12 protein-coding genes are annotated in these 13,230 nt (G+C 61.5%); 8 read left to right on the top strand and 4 right to left on the bottom strand.

Features of this window, described 5'->3' with window-relative positions; translation table 11 throughout:
* Positions 1-99 precede the first annotated feature (99 nt).
* A complete protein-coding gene (gene mdtQ / locus ACQUTI_RS05875) occupies positions 100-1,539 on the top strand; it encodes a multidrug resistance outer membrane protein MdtQ (RefSeq protein ID WP_023318738.1) in 1,440 nt (479 codons plus the stop codon).
* Positions 1,540-1,572: 33 nt separating this feature from the next.
* Here the strand turns inward: mdtQ and ACQUTI_RS05870 are convergent, their stop codons facing one another.
* On the bottom strand, positions 1,573-2,142 hold the full coding sequence (locus ACQUTI_RS05870) for a DedA family protein (protein WP_023318737.1): 570 nt from the start codon (positions 2,140-2,142) through the stop codon (positions 1,573-1,575).
* 153 nt (positions 2,143-2,295) lie between these two features.
* Between ACQUTI_RS05870 and ACQUTI_RS05865 the strand changes: the two genes are divergently transcribed.
* Together ACQUTI_RS05865 and pbpG are read left to right on the top strand one after the other, a co-directional pair.
* Positions 2,296-2,883 (top strand): Yip1 family protein, encoded by a 588-nt coding sequence (locus tag ACQUTI_RS05865; RefSeq protein ID WP_004201605.1) that lies wholly within the window; start codon positions 2,296-2,298, stop codon positions 2,881-2,883.
* A 188-nt stretch (positions 2,884-3,071) separates the two neighbouring features.
* Complete coding sequence (gene pbpG, locus ACQUTI_RS05860) at positions 3,072-4,022, top strand: D-alanyl-D-alanine endopeptidase (protein WP_162994654.1); 951 nt, start codon at positions 3,072-3,074, stop codon at positions 4,020-4,022.
* 218 nt (positions 4,023-4,240) lie between these two features.
* Here pbpG and ACQUTI_RS05855 read toward each other — a convergent pair whose 3' ends face one another.
* Both ACQUTI_RS05855 and dld read right to left on the bottom strand, forming a co-directional pair.
* The gene (locus ACQUTI_RS05855) at positions 4,241-4,795 is read right to left on the bottom strand and encodes a GNAT family N-acetyltransferase (protein WP_002912829.1); all 555 of its coding nucleotides are present in this window, start codon (positions 4,793-4,795) and stop codon (positions 4,241-4,243) included.
* An 85-nt stretch (positions 4,796-4,880) separates the two neighbouring features.
* Positions 4,881-6,626, bottom strand: coding sequence for a D-lactate dehydrogenase (dld, locus tag ACQUTI_RS05850; protein ID WP_254465672.1), 1,746 nt, complete (start codon positions 6,624-6,626; stop codon positions 4,881-4,883).
* A gap of 194 nt (positions 6,627-6,820) precedes the next feature.
* Between dld and bglX the strand changes: the two genes are divergently transcribed.
* The 5 genes from bglX to ACQUTI_RS05825 all read left to right on the top strand — a co-directional run bounded on the left by bglX (position 6,821) and on the right by ACQUTI_RS05825 (position 12,998).
* On the top strand, positions 6,821-9,118 hold the full coding sequence (gene bglX, locus ACQUTI_RS05845; protein ID WP_004201601.1) for a beta-glucosidase BglX: 2,298 nt from the start codon (positions 6,821-6,823) through the stop codon (positions 9,116-9,118).
* Positions 9,119-9,254: 136 nt separating this feature from the next.
* Positions 9,255-10,172 carry a glycine betaine ABC transporter substrate-binding protein OsmF gene (gene osmF / locus ACQUTI_RS05840; RefSeq protein WP_064183475.1) on the top strand — a complete coding sequence of 306 codons (918 nt, stop codon included), beginning with the start codon at positions 9,255-9,257 and terminating at the stop codon, positions 10,170-10,172.
* A gap of 7 nt (positions 10,173-10,179) precedes the next feature.
* The gene (locus ACQUTI_RS05835) at positions 10,180-11,337 is read left to right on the top strand and encodes an ABC transporter permease (RefSeq protein WP_122543276.1); all 1,158 of its coding nucleotides are present in this window, start codon (positions 10,180-10,182) and stop codon (positions 11,335-11,337) included.
* Positions 11,330-12,277, top strand: a complete 948-nt coding sequence (locus ACQUTI_RS05830; RefSeq protein ID WP_122543274.1) for an ABC transporter ATP-binding protein — start codon at positions 11,330-11,332, stop codon at positions 12,275-12,277. Before ACQUTI_RS05835 ends, ACQUTI_RS05830 begins: the two co-directional genes overlap by 8 nt.
* Positions 12,261-12,998, top strand: a complete 738-nt coding sequence (locus ACQUTI_RS05825; protein ID WP_048325142.1) for an ABC transporter permease — start codon at positions 12,261-12,263, stop codon at positions 12,996-12,998. The genes ACQUTI_RS05830 and ACQUTI_RS05825 overlap by 17 nt, the downstream gene beginning before the upstream one ends.
* Here ACQUTI_RS05825 and ACQUTI_RS05820 read toward each other — a convergent pair.
* Positions 12,973-13,086 carry a protein YohO gene (locus ACQUTI_RS05820; RefSeq protein WP_002912762.1) on the bottom strand — a complete coding sequence of 38 codons (114 nt, stop codon included), beginning with the start codon at positions 13,084-13,086 and terminating at the stop codon, positions 12,973-12,975. The genes ACQUTI_RS05825 and ACQUTI_RS05820 overlap by 26 nt on opposite strands.
* Between the last annotated feature and the right edge of the window lie 144 nt (positions 13,087-13,230).

The following is a 13,230-nucleotide window of genomic DNA, read 5'->3' as shown; positions in this document are numbered from 1 at the left end:
ATTTTTAGCTAACTAATAATTTAGTCACACGCTTTACTAAACGCGTTTAATTCAATTAATTTATGATAACCAACCTGATTACGTTATCTGACCTGTTAAATGAAATTGATATTAAAAAATAGCGTGCTGGCGGCGTTGCCCCTGGCCATCGCGCTGGCTGGCTGCGCGCCTTCTCATGAGGTCGCTAATCCGCCGCAGCAGCAAATTCCGGCTTCCCACGTTTCCATGGATCTTCCCGCCGCCGTCAAAAATGGCTGGCCACACACCGACTGGTGGAAAGACTACCACGATGCCCAACTGGATAATCTGATTCAGCGCGCACTCGCCAACGCGCCGGACATGCAGATTGCCGAACAGCGCATCAGGCTTGCTGAAGCGCAGGCACGAATGTCGCAGGCGAATCTTGGCCCGGAGATGGATTTCTCCGCCGATATCGAACGGCAGAAAATGTCCGCTGAAGGCCTGATGGGGCCGTTCGCCACCGATACCGACGGCAATACCGGCCCGTGGTACACCAATGGCACCTTCGGCCTGACTGCCGGCTGGGATCTCGATCTGTGGGGCAAAAACCGCGCGCTGGTGAAAGCGCGCATCGGCGAGCTGAAAGCCCAGGTGGCCGAGCAGGCACAGACCCGCGAGCTGCTCTCCGGCAGCGTGGCGCGCCTGTACTGGCAGTGGCAGACGGAAGCGGCGATCAAAGCGGTGCTGCAGCAGGTGAAAAACGAGCAAAATAATATCGTGACGGTCGACAAGGCCCTGTATCAGCGCGGGATCACCAACTCCGCCGAAGGGGCGGAGAACGATATTAACGTCAGCAAAACCGACCAGCAGCTGGCGGACGTGGCGGGCACGATGAAAGAGATTGAAGCGCGGCTGATGGCCCTGACCAACAGCCAGAGCCAGTCGCTAAACCTCAAACCCGCCAGCCTGCCGACGGTCAGCGCGCAGCTGCCGGATACCCTCGGCTATGAGCTGCTGGCGCGCCGCCCGGATCTGCAGGTCGCTCACTGGTATATCGAGGCGTCGCTGAGCGAAGTGGACGCGGCGAAGGCGGCGTTTTATCCGGACATCAACCTGATGGCGTTCCTGCAGCAGGATGCCCTGCACTTAAGCGATCTTTTCCGCCATTCGGCGCAGCAGATGGGCGTCACCGCCGGACTGACGCTGCCGATCTTCGACAGCGGTCGTCTCAATGCTAATCTGGATATCGCCAGCGCGCAGAACAGCCTGTCCATCGCCCAATACAACAAAGCGGTGGTGGACGCCGTCAACCAGGTGGCGAAAACCGCCAGCCAGGTCGAGACGCTGATGGCCAAAAGCCAACAGCAGCAGCAGGTTGAAAAAGACGCCCAGCGGGTGGTGGATCTGGCGCAGGCCCGAATGGCGGCGGGGATCCTGCCCGGCTCCAGGGTGAGCCTGGCGAAACTCCCGGCGCTGCAGGAGCGTATCACCGCCTTGCGCCTGCACGGCCAGTGGATTGACGCCAGCATTCAGCTGACCTCGGCCCTTGGCGGCGGCTACCACCAGACGGTGAAGTAACCGCCAACCACGGTGCGCCCGCGGGCGCGCCGCTCAGTCTTTCTTCTTACTCTCGCGCCGCCTGAGCCACCAGTGGGCGGCCACGACCACCAGCACCGCGAGGATCAGCCAGATCCAATGCTTCAGATGGGCGTCCAGATGGTGCAGCCACGGGCCGACCACCTCGCCGCCAAGATAGCCTATGGTGGTAAACAGCAGGGCCCACACCAGCGCTCCGACAATATTCAGCGGCAGGAAAATGCGCGGCGGCAGGCGGCTGGCGCCGATCAGCAGGGGGCCGATCACCCGGAAGCCGTACATAAAGCGGGTGCCGATGACAAACAGCCACGGCCGGTGCTGGATCATGCGCTGCGCTTTCCGGATCCGCGCCTTCTGGCTGGCGAAACGGCGCAGAATGCGCCCGCCGAAGCGGCGACCAAGCAGATAGAGCAGCTGATCGCCAATCATCCCGCCGAGGGCGACGGCGATCACCACCAGGGGAAACTTCAGTAGCCCCTGATGCGCTGCGACGCCGCCCAGCAGGGTAATGGTCTCACCTTCCGCCATGCTGCCGACGATCAGCGCCGCGTAGCCATACTGGGAAATCAGGTGATTGATATCCATAAACAGCTTTTCTCCTTACCTCATCACCTCTTAATCATACACCCTACTGACCAAAACGCGGCGAGGCAGATTTTTTGCGCTGTACACAAAATAATCTACAGGGTGAATTATACTTGGATCAGTGCAGTACGAAGCCGTGACAAGGGGGACGCTATGAACCATGTCTGGGGGCTCTTCGCTCATCCCAACCGGGAGATGAGCGTGATTAAGAGCGAGAATGAAACCATTTCTCATCACTATACGCACCATGTGCTGCTGATGGCGGCCGTTCCGGTGGTTTGCGCCTTTATCGGCACCACGCAGTTGGGCTGGAACTTCGGCGACGGCACTATTATTAAACTGTCGATGTTGACCGGGCTGGCGCTGGCGGTGCTGTTTTATGCCGTGATGCTCGCCGGGGTGGCGATCATGGGGCGGGTCATCTGGTGGATGGCCAGGCAGTATCCACAGCAGCCTTCCCTGAAACGCTGCATGGTATTTGCCGGCTATGTGGCCACACCGCTGTTCCTGAGCGGGATTGTGGCGCTCTATCCGCTGGTCTGGCTATGCGCGCTGATCGGTACCATTGCCCTGTTCTATACTGGCTATCTGCTCTATCTCGGGATCCCGACCTTCCTGAGCATTAACCGGGAAGAGGGGCTCAGTTTCGCCAGCTCAACCCTGGCCATCGGGGTGCTGGTGCTGGAAGTCCTGCTGGCGATCACCGTGGTGCTGTGGGGGTATGGCTACCGACTCTTCTGATCGGACGTAACGGGTCAATATGCATTGCCGGCAAATATGTATTTTATGTCGGCAATGCAGCATTTCTTCACGATTCTTATTAGGCACAGGGCCTTACAGCGCGGTATGATGGCGTTTGCCAGCGAAGTTGCCCACTTAACCTCGCGGCGTACGTTGCATAACGTGCAAAAATACTTTTCAGAATGCCCATGATGCCGAAATTTCGAGTCTCTTTGCTCAGCCTGACCTTGCTGCTGGCTGTGCCTTTTGCGCCCCAGGCGTTAGCAAAAACCCCGACGGCGGTGACCGCCTCGCAGCCGGACATCGCTTCCGGCAGCGCCATGATCGTCGATCTGGCCACCAAAAAAATCATCTACTCCAGCCAGCCGGATCTGGTGCGCCCGATGGCGTCGATCACCAAGGTGATGACCGCCATGGTGGTGCTCGATGCCCATCTGCCGCTGGATGAGATGCTGACGGTGGATATCAGCCATACCCCGGAAATGAAGGGGATTTACTCGCGCGTGCGTCTCAACAGCCAAATCAGCCGCCGCGATATGCTGCTGCTGGCGCTGATGTCTTCCGAGAACCGTGCGGCCGCCAGCCTGGCGCATCACTATCCGGGCGGCTACGACGCCTTTATTCGCGCGATGAACGCCAAAGCGCAGGCGCTGGGGATGACCCATACCCGCTACGTGGAGCCCACCGGACTGTCAGTGCATAACGTCTCCACCGCCCGCGATCTGACCAAACTGCTGATCGCCAGCGAGCAGTACCCGCTGATCGGCCAGCTGAGCACCACCAAAGAAGAGACCGCCACCTTTGCCCATCCGGCCTACAGCCTGCCGTTCCGCAACACTAACCATCTGGTGTATCGCGACAACTGGAACATCCAGCTGACCAAAACCGGCTTCACCAACGCCGCCGGCCACTGCCTGATTATGCGCACGGTGATCAACCAACGCCCGGTGGCGCTGGTGGTGATGGATGCCTTCGGCAAATATACCCACTTTGCCGACGCCAGCCGTTTGCGCACGTGGATCGAGACCGGGAAGGTGATGCCGGTGCCGGCTTCGGCGCTGAGCTATAAGAAGCAGCGCGAAGCGCAGATGGCGGAGGCGATGCTGAAAGGCGGCGCCCAGACCGCGCAGAACGATTAATCTGCACATCCCCCGGATGACGGCGCATTGCGCCTTATCCGGGCTACGTGATTTGGCGCCGGGTTCGCCCCCTTCGTAGGCCCGGCAAGCGCAGCGCCGCCGGGCAATCAGGCCGAGTGGCGGATGGTGGCTGACGCCTTATCCGGCCTGGGGAACCGCGCTGAACGGTAGCCCGGCTGAGGCGTTTACGCCGCGAGCCGGGGATTTGACGCCGAATATTACTCCGGGAGCGTCCAGTCGCCGTCACCCAGCGCGCGCTGCATAATCAACGTATCCCGCCAGTCGCCCATCTTATAGCCGACGCTGCGCAGCTGACCCGCCACGGTAAAACCGAACTTTTTATGGATCGCCAGCGAGCCGGCATTGTTATGGCCATCGCCGATGATCGCCAGCATCTGCCGCCACGGGCCTTTCTCGCATTCGGCGATCAGCCGCGACAGCAGCGCGCTGCCGATGCCGCGCCCGCCCATTCCGGATTCCACGTAGATCGATTCCTCGAGGGTATAGCGATAGGCCGGGCGCGGGCGATAGAAAGTGGCGTAGCAGTAGCCGACGATAGCCCCGCGCCACAGCGCGACCAGCCAGGGCAGCCCGTTATCGCGCACGGTCTGGATCCGTTTACGCATTTCGTCAACGGTGGGGGGGATCTCTTCGAAGGAGGCGCGGCCATTAAGCACGTGCCAGACATACAGCGCGGCGATGGCGTGCGCATCGTCGGGCAGCGCTTCACGAATTTCTAAATCACTGTCGAGTAACGGGGCCTCTGCGGGCATGGCGGCGCTCCTGAATCTGCCGGAGAGACATTCTCCGGCGTGCAGCGTAATACAGAAGCGCCAGGCTGAATAGTCCTGCCGCCGATTATTGCGGATCCGCCGGGGAGACCGGCGCCGGGGCCGCTTCACCCCAATATTTCTGCTTACTGGTTTTACCAATCCCCGGGTTCATGCTGTTGGTCGGATCGTTCTGGCGATAGAACTGCTGCAGGCTCTCCGGCGCTTCATACAGATGACCCACGTTATGCTCCGCCGGGTACTGGGCGCCGCGCGCTTTCAGCAACTCCAGCATCTGCTCCTTCAGCGCATGGGCATCGACCCCTTTCTTGACGATGTAATCCTGATGGAACACATGACACATAAAGTGGCCATAGTAGAGCTTGTGCACCAGATGGCTGTCGATCTCCGGCGGCAGATGTTCGAACCACTCGGTATCGTTGCGGCGCAGGGCGATATCCAGCGCCAGAATATCTTCGACTTCGTCGGCATGCACCGCCTGATAGCGGATCGCCGCGCCGGCGGCGGCAAAGCGGTGGAGGAATGCCTTGCTGCCTTCTTCTGGCGTACAGGCGAAGAAATCTCCCTCGGCCTGCTGGAAGTATTCCGTCAGCCAGCGCTGTGCTTCTTCGATGCCGTCGCCGGCCATCTTCAGCAGCAGATGGTGTTCATATTTGTCGCGCCAGGTTTTCATCCGCTCCGGTAAATGCGCCGGGAAGACGTGGCCGAGCTTCTGCATAAAGCGGTCGGTAAAGTGCGGTTTAAACAGCGACACTTTCTCCAGCATCGCGTCGGTGCGCCCCTTCATGGTGAAGAAGAACGGCATTTTGTCGGTGCCGAGCTTGTCGATCATCAGGAAGGTGTCTTTGCCATACTGCTCGGCGATATCGTAAATATCGCGGTGCATATATTCCCCGGCCACCGGCAGATGCTGGAACTCGGCGAGGATATGGCGGCGGATCTCGGTCAATACCTGCGGCTGGTTGGTGCCAATGTAAAACACCTGCTGGCGCTTTTCCGCCGGGAAGGTATCGAGACGCACGGCGAAAACCGCCAGCTTGCCGGCGCAGCCGGAGGATTCGAACAGGCGGTCCGGGTCGGCGTTGTAGCGCGCCGGGGTGTCGGCATCGACATCGCGCACGCGGGTAACATAATCGTGATCGTGGGCGTGGCGGCCATCGTGCAGCACATCGCTATCGCTGATCCGCTCGTCGTCGAGTCGGCTGAGGATCTGCTCCGGCGTACTGCCGAGATCGATGCCCAGATGGTTGACCAGCTTCAGCTTGCCGTCGGCGTCAATCTGTGCGAACAGCGACATCTCGGTGTAGGCCGGCCCGCGCTGCACCAGGGAACCGCCGGAGTTGTTGCAGATCCCGCCGATCACCGACGCGCCGATGCACGATGAGCCGATCACTGAGTGCGGCTCGCGCCCCAGCGGTTTCAGCGCTTTTTCCAGTGAGTAGAGCGTGGTGCCGGGCCAGGCCAGCACCTGCTCGCCTTTGTCCAGCAGATGCAGTTTATCCAGGCGCAGGGTGCTGATAATCACGATCTCGCGATCGTAATCATTGCCGTTGGGGGTGGAGCCTTCGGTCAGGCCGGTGTTGGCCGCCTGCATCAGAATGATTTTATCGGCGTCGACGCAGGCGTTGAGCACGCGCCAGAGTTCCAAAAGGGTGCCGGGAAAGACAACCGCCAGCGCCTCGCCCTGACCGGAGCGGAAGCCTTTGCGGTAGCGCTGGGTTTTTGCCGGGTCGGTCAGCAGATGCGAAGGGCCAACCAGGCGCGCCAGGTCAGCCAGAAACGTTTTATTGGTGTTAGTGGGTGCAGATGACATGTTCCACTCCTTGTGGTGGTGCGCGAAATATCGAGGATAAGCATAGCGCTTTGTATGACAATTTGATGCATGAATGTTTCGCAAAAATCAGAGAAGAACCTTAGCATTCTGCGGGCGCGTTGTTTATATATATGGCAAACTGCGGTTTTTATTATGTTTTACCGAGTCCCCGTCTGAGAAAAAGCGAGATAACAATGAAATGGCTCTGCACTGTAGGCGTCGCCGTGAGTCTGGCGCTGCAACCCGCGCTGGCGGATGAACTGTTTGGTAACCACCCCCTGACCCCGCAGGCGCGGGATGCTTTTGTCACCGACCTGCTGAAAAAAATGACCGTAGACGAGAAAATCGGCCAGCTGCGTCTGATAAGCGTCGGCCCGGATAACCCCAAAGAGGCGATCCGTGAAATGATCAAAAACGGTCAGGTGGGGGCGATTTTTAATACCGTTACCCGCCCGGATATCCGCGTTATGCAGGATCAGGTGATGCAGCTCAGCCGCCTGAAAATCCCGCTGTTCTTTGCCTACGATGTGCTGCACGGCCAGCGCACCGTCTTCCCGATAAGCCTCGGCCTGGCCTCGTCGTTTAACCTCGACGCGGTGAAGACCGTGGGCCGGGTGTCAGCTTATGAAGCCGCCGATGACGGGCTGAACATGACCTGGGCGCCGATGGTCGACGTCTCCCGCGACCCGCGCTGGGGACGCGCTTCCGAAGGGTTCGGGGAAGACACCTATCTGACCACGATGATGGGTCAGGCGATGGTGGAGTCGATGCAGGGTAAGAGCCCGGCGGACCGCTATTCGGTGATGACCAGCGTCAAGCACTTCGCCGCCTACGGCGCGGTGGAGGGCGGGAAAGAATACAACACGGTCGACATGAGCCCGCAGCGCCTGTTCAACGACTATATGCCGCCGTATAAAGCCGGGCTGGATGCCGGCAGCGGCGCGGTGATGGTGGCCCTGAACTCGCTGAACGGCACCCCGGCGACCGCCGATTCCTGGCTGCTGAAAGATGTCCTGCGCGACCAGTGGGGCTTTAAAGGCATCACGGTCTCCGACCACGGCGCCATTAAAGAGCTGATCAAGCACGGCGTGGCCTCCGACCCGGAAGACGCGGTGCGCGTGGCGCTCAAGTCCGGCATCAACATGAGCATGAGCGACGAGTATTACAGCAAGTACCTGCCGGGGCTGGTGAAGTCCGGCAAGGTGACCATGGCCGAGCTGGATGACGCCACCCGTCACGTGCTTAACGTCAAATATGATATGGGGCTGTTCAACGATCCCTACAGCCACCTGGGGCCAAAAGATTCTGACCCGCAGGACACCAACGCAGAAAGCCGTCTGCATCGTAAAGAGGCGCGGGAAGTCGCCCGCGAGAGCCTGGTGCTGCTGAAAAACCGGCTTGATACGCTGCCGCTGAAAAAATCCGGCACTATCGCGGTGGTGGGCGCGCTGGCGGACAGCAAACGCGACATGATGGGCAGCTGGTCGGCAGCGGGCGTGGCCGACCAGTCGGTGACCGTCCTGACCGGCATCAAAGAAGCGCTGGGCGATAACGGCAAAGTGATTTACGCCAAAGGGGCGAACGTTACCGACGACAAAGGCATTGTCGATTTCCTTAACCTGTATGAGAACGCGGTGCAGGTTGACCCGCGCTCGCCGCAGGAAATGATCGACGAAGCCGTCGCGGCGGCGAAGCAATCCGACGTGGTGGTTGCCGTAGTGGGCGAGGCGCAGGGCATGGCCCATGAGGCCTCCAGCCGGACCGACATCACCCTGCCGCAGAGCCAGCGCAACCTGATTGCCGCCCTCAAGGCCACCGGCAAACCGCTGGTGCTGGTGCTGATGAACGGCCGTCCGCTGGCGCTGGTGAAAGAGGATCAGCAAGCCGATGCGCTGCTGGAGACCTGGTTTGCCGGCACCGAAGGCGGGCATGCCATCGCCGACGTGCTGTTTGGCGACTATAACCCGTCGGGCAAGCTGCCGATGTCCTTCCCGCGCTCGGTGGGGCAGATCCCAACCTACTACAGCCACCTGAATACCGGTCGTCCGTATAATCCTGAGAAGCCGAACAAGTACACCTCGCGCTACTTCGATGAAGCCAACGGCCCGCTGTACCCGTTTGGCTACGGCCTGAGCTATACCACCTTTAGCGTCTCCGATGTCACCATGTCGTCGGCCACCCTGCCGCGCGACGGCAGCGTGACCGCCAGCGTGCAGGTGACCAACACCGGCAAACGCGAAGGGGCGACGGTCATTCAGCTGTATCTGCAGGATGTCACCGCCTCCATGAGCCGGCCGGTAAAAATGCTGCGCGGCTTTAAAAAGGTCAACCTCAAGCCGGGCGAAACGCAAACCGTCAGCTTCCCGATCGACGTCGACGCGCTGAAGTTCTGGAACCAGCAGATGAAATACGTCGCTGAGCCGGGCAAATTCAATGTCTTTATCGGCGTGGACTCCGCCCGCGTGAAGCAGAGCGAGTTTGAGCTGTTGTAAGACATAGCCCTTAAGCGCAACGTCACACTTAAAAGGCCGATTAATCGGCCTTTTCTTTTTCGTATCGCTGGCAAATGGACTACGCTTTTCTCTTAAGCTTCTGTAAGCGAAGCGCAAAAGAACTGAGGGATGCGGGATGAAGATGGCGACGAAATGGTCCGGCGCGCTGGCGCTGGTCGCCCTGATAAGTGTGCCGCTGCAGGCGGCAGAGCCGGTGAAGGTCGGCTCGAAAATTGATACCGAAGGGGCGCTGCTCGGTAATATGATCCAGCAGGTGCTGGAAAGCCACGGTGTCAAAACGATTAACAAAATCCAGCTCGGCACCACGCCGGTGGTGCGCGGGGCGATTGTCGCCGGCGAGCTGGATATCTACCCGGAATATACCGGCAATGGCGCTTTTTTCTTTAAAGATGAAAACGACCCGGCATGGAAGAATGCCCAGCAGGGCTATGAGAAGGTGAAGCGCCTGGATCAGGAGAAACATCAGCTGGTATGGCTTACCCCGGCGCCGGCCAACAACACCTGGACCATCGCCGTGCGTCAGGAGCTGGCGGAGAAAAATCACCTGACTTCGCTGGCCGACCTCAGCCGCTATCTGCAGCAGGGCGGCGAATTTAAGCTGGCGGCCTCGGCGGAGTTTATTGAACGCCCGGACGCGCTGCCGGCGTTTGAAAAAGCGTATGACTTCAAACTTAACCAGAACCAGCTGCTGTCGCTGGCCGGGGGCGATACGGCGGTGACCATCAAAGCGGCGGCGCAGCAGACCTCCGGCGTCAACGCGGCGATGGCCTACGGCACCGACGGCCCGGTGGCGGCCCTGGGATTACAGACGCTGAGCGACCCGCAGGGCGTGCAGCCGATTTACGCCCCAACGCCGGTGGTGCGCGAGACGGTGCTGAAAGCCTACCCGCAGATCGCCGACTGGCTGAAGCCGGTCTTCGCCAGCCTCGATGAAAAGACCCTGCAGCAGCTCAACGCCCGCATCGCAGTGGAAGGCCAGGATGCGAAGCGCGTGGCGGCAGATTATCTGCAGCAGAAAGGCCTGCTGAAGTAAGCCACCGGTGACCATTCGCTGTACTCACCGCGTCGGCCTGCTGCTGACAGGCCTGCTGCTGGTTACGCTGGCGCTGCCGTTTATCACTTACGCGCCGAATCGCTTACTCTCCGGGGAAGGGCGCGGGCTGTGGCAGGTGATGCCCTGGCTCGCCGGCGTTCAGCTGGCGGCAGCCCTCGCCGGGATCCTGCTCTGCTGGCTGCCGGGCAGGGTCGCGCCGCTTCTCCATCTGCTGCTGGCCGAACTGCTCTTCCCGCTGCTTATCTGGGGCAGCGGCCAGGCGGCGCTTGAGCTCTCCCGGCACGGCTCGCCGCTGGCGCGCACCTCGCCCGGCAGCGGCCTGTGGCTGTCGCTGGCGCTCTGCCTGCTGCTGGCCAGCGAGGCCATTCGTCCTCTTACCGCCCGGCCGCTGTGGCGCTGGCTGCTCAATGCGCAAGTCTGGCTTCTGCCCATCATCCTGCTCGCCGCCGGGGCGCTCGATCAGCTCTCGCTGCTGAAAGAGTATGCCAACCGCCAGGAGGTGTTTGACGACGCTCTGCGCCAGCATCTGCTTCTGCTGTTTGGCACCCTGCTGCCGGGCCTGCTGATCGGCCTGCCGCTGGGGGTATGGCTCTGGCGGCGTCCGCGCTGGCAGGCGCCGGCCTTCACCGTGCTCAATGTGATCCAGACTATCCCGTCGGTTGCGCTGTTCGGCCTGCTGATTGCCCCGCTTGCCGGTGTGGCGCGCTATTTTCCGGCGCTGGGCGAGCTGGGCGTCTCCGGGACCGGCGTGGCGCCGGCCCTGATTGCCCTGACGTTGTATGCGCTGTTGCCGCTGGTGCGCGGGGTGGTGACCGGCCTGCAGCAGGTGCCGCAGGATGCGCTGGAGAGCGCGACGGCGATGGGCATGAGCGCCGGGCAGCGCTTTCGTCAGGTGCAGCTCCCGCTGGCGATGCCGGTGCTGCTGCGCAGCCTGCGGGTGGTCAGCGTGCAAACCGTCGGCATGGCGGTGGTGGCGGCGCTGATCGGCGCCGGCGGCTTTGGCGCGCTGGTATTTCAGGGGCTGCTGAGCAGCGCGCTGGATCTGGTGCTGCTGGGCGTGATGCCGACCATTGCCCTGGCGGTGGTGGTGGATGCTCTGTTCGCCCTGTGGGGCGCCTGGCTAAAAGGAGAGGCCAATGATTGAGTTTCAAGGGGTCAGCAAAGCGTTTGCCGGCCCCCCGGCGGTGAAGGACCTGACCCTGGAGCTGCGCGAAGGCGCATTTTCGGTGCTGGTGGGAACCTCCGGCTCGGGCAAGTCGACGACGCTGAAAATGATCAACCGCCTGCTGGAGCCGGACCGGGGCATGATTCGCTTTGCCGGCGAAGACATCCGCCAGCAGCCGCTCCTGACCCTGCGGCGACGGATGGGCTATGCCATCCAGTCTATCGGCCTGTTTCCCCACTGGACGGTGGCGCAGAATATCGCCACCGTGCCGCAGCTGCAAAAATGGCCGCGGGCGAGGATCGCCGACCGGGTCGACGAGCTGATGGCGCTGCTGGGGCTGGAGGCGACGCTGCGCGACCGCTACCCCCATCAGCTTTCCGGCGGCCAACAGCAGCGGGTCGGGGTGGCGCGGGCGCTGGCGGCAGACCCGGAGGTGCTGCTGATGGATGAACCCTTCGGCGCCCTCGACCCGGTGACCCGCGAGGCGCTGCAGCAGGAGATGCTGCGCATTCACCGCCTGCTGGGGCGGACGATTGTCCTGGTGACCCATGATATTGACGAAGCGCTGCGCCTGGCGGACCACCTGGTGCTGATGGATGGTGGCGAGGTGGTCCAGCAGGGGGCGCCGCTGGCGATGCTCCTGCGGCCAGAGAATAGCTTTGTGCAGACCTTTTTTGGCCGCAGCGAGCTGGGCGTGCGCCTGCTGTCGCTGCGTGAGGTGCGGGACTATCTGCGCCCCGACGAGCGGCTGGCGGGCGAGGGGCTGACCGTCACCATGACCCTGCGGGAAGCGCTATCGCAGTTTGTCGCCCGGCGCTGCGAGGCGCTGCCGGTGGTGGATGCCGAGGGGCAGCCCTGCGGCACGCTGCATTTTGCCGATCTGCTGCGCCAGGAGGCGAGTCATGAAGGCGCTTCGTGAGCCGTTGTGGTGGCTTATCGCGCTGTTCATCGGCCTGCTGATGGGGCTACCCTACAGCGCGCCGCTGTTCAGTCGGTTGTTTCCGGAACTGCCGCGGCCGGTTTACCAGCAGGAGAGCTTCTGGGCGCTCACTCTCGATCACGGCTGGCTGGTAGTGGTATCCAGCCTCGCGGCAACCGCCGTCGGGCTGGGGGCAGGGGTGGCGGTTACCCGGCCCGCGGGCAGCGCTTTTCGTCCGCTGGTGGAGACCATCGCCGCTATCGGGCAGACCTTTCCGCCGGTGGCGGTGCTGGCGATGGCGGTACCGGTGCTGGGCTTTGGCTGGCTGCCGGCGCTGATCGCCCTCGCGCTGTATGGCATACTGCCGGTGCTGCAGGGGACGCTGGCCGGGCTGGGATCGATACCGTCGGGCGTGTCAGATGTGGCAGAAGGGATGGGAATGACCGGCTGGCAGCGTCTGTATAAGGTGGAGCTGCCGCTGGCGGCCCCGGTGATCCTGGCGGGGATCCGCACCTCGGTCATCGTCAATATTGGTACCGCGACGATAGCCTCGACGGTAGGGGCCAATACGCTTGGGACGCCGATCATCATCGGCCTGAGCGGGTTTAATACCGCCTATATTGTGCAGGGGGCGCTACTGGTGGCGCTGGCGGCGATCATTGTCGACCGCGCGTTTGAGCGTCTGACCCGCTGGATCAGCCGACACCGCCACGTACAATAAAGGAATAGCCGGCCAGCATTACGCCGCTGATCCCGCCGATGGCCATAAGTAAGAAGAGAGTGACGACCGCGATTTTCGCTGGCTTCATAATAGGCTCCTGATGTTAACAGGGGGATTATACGGTGAAGCGCAGGTGTTAATGAAACATTAATTGCGGTTTAGCGCGCCGCGCCGGGCTTTTTGCCTATTTGGCTGAGCAACGCGCCGCAAAAAAGTGTGATCCTGCCCGTCA

Source organism: Klebsiella sp. 7-CIP_Kleb. (assembly GCF_050378655.1).
GTDB classification, from domain to species: domain Bacteria; phylum Pseudomonadota; class Gammaproteobacteria; order Enterobacterales; family Enterobacteriaceae; genus Klebsiella; species Klebsiella quasipneumoniae.
Note: the sequence above shows the minus strand (reverse complement) of the source record. Positions and strands in the feature narration are given on the sequence as shown.

Excerpts from the sequence above, each read along its gene's own strand:
- mdtQ (WP_023318738.1), top strand. The coding sequence starts at position 100 with ATGAAATTGATATTAAAAAATAGCGTGCTGGCGGCGTTGCCCCTGGCC.
- ACQUTI_RS05870 (WP_023318737.1), bottom strand. The coding sequence starts at position 2,142 with ATGGATATCAATCACCTGATTTCCCAGTATGGCTACGCGGCGCTGATC.
- ACQUTI_RS05865 (WP_004201605.1), top strand. The coding sequence starts at position 2,296 with ATGAACCATGTCTGGGGGCTCTTCGCTCATCCCAACCGGGAGATGAGC.
- pbpG (WP_162994654.1), top strand. The coding sequence starts at position 3,072 with ATGATGCCGAAATTTCGAGTCTCTTTGCTCAGCCTGACCTTGCTGCTG.
- ACQUTI_RS05855 (WP_002912829.1), bottom strand. The coding sequence starts at position 4,795 with ATGCCCGCAGAGGCCCCGTTACTCGACAGTGATTTAGAAATTCGTGAA.
- dld (WP_254465672.1), bottom strand. The coding sequence starts at position 6,626 with ATGTCATCTGCACCCACTAACACCAATAAAACGTTTCTGGCTGACCTG.
- bglX (WP_004201601.1), top strand. The coding sequence starts at position 6,821 with ATGAAATGGCTCTGCACTGTAGGCGTCGCCGTGAGTCTGGCGCTGCAA.
- osmF (WP_064183475.1), top strand. The coding sequence starts at position 9,255 with ATGAAGATGGCGACGAAATGGTCCGGCGCGCTGGCGCTGGTCGCCCTG.
- ACQUTI_RS05830 (WP_122543274.1), top strand. The coding sequence starts at position 11,330 with ATGATTGAGTTTCAAGGGGTCAGCAAAGCGTTTGCCGGCCCCCCGGCG.
- ACQUTI_RS05825 (WP_048325142.1), top strand. The coding sequence starts at position 12,261 with ATGAAGGCGCTTCGTGAGCCGTTGTGGTGGCTTATCGCGCTGTTCATC.
- ACQUTI_RS05820 (WP_002912762.1), bottom strand. The coding sequence starts at position 13,086 with ATGAAGCCAGCGAAAATCGCGGTCGTCACTCTCTTCTTACTTATGGCC.